General features: G+C 42.5%; 3 protein-coding genes and 1 pseudogene. All 4 read left to right on the top strand.

What is annotated here, in order from left to right:
• Positions 1 to 85 (top strand): annotated as a pseudogene (locus tag IQR33_RS32535) (HIT family protein); the annotation flags it as partial.
• 148 nt (positions 86 to 233) lie between these two features.
• The gene (locus IQR33_RS07815) at positions 234 to 635 is read left to right on the top strand and encodes a hypothetical protein (RefSeq protein WP_053304463.1); all 402 of its coding nucleotides are present in this window, start codon (positions 234 to 236) and stop codon (positions 633 to 635) included.
• Positions 636 to 777: 142 nt separating this feature from the next.
• The gene (locus IQR33_RS07825; RefSeq protein WP_025998600.1) at positions 778 to 1,140 is read left to right on the top strand and encodes a DUF2750 domain-containing protein; all 363 of its coding nucleotides are present in this window, start codon (positions 778 to 780) and stop codon (positions 1,138 to 1,140) included.
• Positions 1,141 to 1,275: 135 nt separating this feature from the next.
• Positions 1,276 to 1,668 (top strand): nuclear transport factor 2 family protein, encoded by a 393-nt coding sequence (locus IQR33_RS07835; RefSeq protein WP_017634384.1) that lies wholly within the window; start codon positions 1,276 to 1,278, stop codon positions 1,666 to 1,668.
• Positions 1,669 to 1,997: the final 329 nt, after the last annotated feature.

Genomic DNA, 1,997 nt, shown 5'->3' on the forward strand with positions numbered 1-1,997 from the left:
CCATGGCGACCAGTACGGTTGGGTTAGTAGTGAACTTGGAATTCAAACTATGGATAAACTAAGAGAATCACTTAAAGAACTATGAGCATTTAAAAAGTATGCTAACAAATTGTTCAAGAGTGATTCGGCACGCGTGGCATTTTTACTATGCGTTGGTTTTAGTGGTTAAGGTGGTATGCGGAAGCTTCGGTATTGCGCGCCTCACACCTTAACAAGGCGTTAGGAGTTTGCGCATGAAATTGATTTTTAGTGTCGTTTTAACATTGTTTGCATTCAGCTCTAACGGAGCAGAGCAAGTAACCACAAAAGATTTGTACGAGAAATTCAACATGAGAACTGTCTATAGCTCTTATGGTCAGAATTTAAAGTGGTATTGTGAAAGTTATCCTAGAGAGTTCTTTTCTACAGAAGAGGCTTCGTTTGTTTCTGATAGTCGACTTGAGTTAGTGTCAGGTGACAATGTTTGGATTTTCACTATTTCAGAGCCAAATATAGTTACTATTGGAAATCAGATAACATCGGGTACATATAACAGCGTCTCAACGTATGAGCTTTACTTTGACCCTCGGACTCAGGACTGGAGGGCAAATGAAACATATATAGACATACCGAAAGATTGTGAACGCTATGAATAAAACTCCTAACAAACTGTTCAAGAGGGATTCGCAACGCGTGGCATTTTTACTATGCATTGGTTTTAGTGTTTAAGGTGGTATGCGGCGGCTTCAGTATTGCGTTGCTCACCCCTTAACAGAGCGTTAGCTGCTTAGAGGAAAAATGATGCTCCAAGATAAAGCTACATCAAGTTCCAATTACATAAGATTTATCGACAGAGTAATCGAAAATCGAACTGTTTGGGGACTTCAGCATCCTGATGGTGGTTGGGCAGTTTGTAATTCGAATCTGTATCCAGACGCATCAGTTTATGTTTTTTGGTCAGATAGAGCATACGCAAGTCGGGTCGCAATTGGTGATTGGGGGTTGTATGTCCCAAGTCCAATTAACCTAGATTCATTCGTTGATAATTGGCTAAAAGGTATTCATAGCGATGGACATCTTGTGGGTCTCAATTGGAATCCAAACCTCTGTGGTACAGAAGTTGTCGCAATTGATGTGGCAAAAATGTTGGTACGCAGCTAACAAACTGTTTAAGAGGGATTCACAACGCGTGGCATTTTTACTATGCGTTGGTTTTAGTGATTAAGGTGGTATGCGGTGGCATCGGTATTGAGTTGCTCACCCCTTAACAGAGCGTTATGTGCTTGGTGGGAAATAATGAATTCAAAGGAAGTCGTCTTAGCTTTTTGGGACGCAATGAAAACTAATGATTTCGCGAAAGCAAGTGAGTTGCTTAGCCCAGATTTTGAAGGGTTTTGGCCTCAATCTGGTGAGCTTATTGTTGGAAAAGACAACTTCACAGCAATCAACACTTACTATCCAGCAAATGGTACTTGGCAGTTCGTCGTTCAATCAATCGTCTCCGATGGCGAAACAGTAGTCACTGATGTTTCTATAACTGATAGCGTTCAAAAGGCGCGTGCTATTACTTTCCATACGGTAGAAAATGGGCTTATCCGTAAACAGAAAGAGTTCTGGCCAGACCCAATGGAAGCGCAGGAGTGGCGTTCCAAGTGGGTGAGGGTGGTGCAAAAGCAGGCACGCACATAACAAAGCGTTCAAGAGGGACAGTCAACGCTTGGCGAGTTTGTCTCAGATCTTGGCATCTGTGTTTACGGTGGTAAATTGAAGTTTAGTGGTAGCGCGTTGCTGCCCCTTAACGCGGCGTTAACTTACTGCATATAAATCAGCGTTTTAAAGCTAGTTTGAAATCTGATTTTTACATCAATCAACGTGCTTGTGTAAGTTGCTTGTGAAAGCGTCAAAAGTCGTCAAAGTTCTTCTGGGTTCTGGGTTCTGGGTTCTGGGTTCTGGGTTCTGGGTTCTGGGTTCTGGTTTTTTAGTTGGGGCTATTGGCAATGGTGAGCGGCGAAAATCGC

Source organism: Vibrio sp. OPT46 (assembly GCF_015163535.1).
Lineage (GTDB): Bacteria > Pseudomonadota > Gammaproteobacteria > Enterobacterales > Vibrionaceae > Vibrio > Vibrio alginolyticus.

Bases quoted from the DNA above. Each gene is read 5' to 3' on its own strand.
- IQR33_RS07815 (WP_053304463.1), top strand. From the start codon at position 234: ATGAAATTGATTTTTAGTGTCGTTTTAACATTGTTTGCATTCAGCTCT.
- IQR33_RS07825 (WP_025998600.1), top strand. From the start codon at position 778: ATGATGCTCCAAGATAAAGCTACATCAAGTTCCAATTACATAAGATTT.
- IQR33_RS07835 (WP_017634384.1), top strand. From the start codon at position 1,276: ATGAATTCAAAGGAAGTCGTCTTAGCTTTTTGGGACGCAATGAAAACT.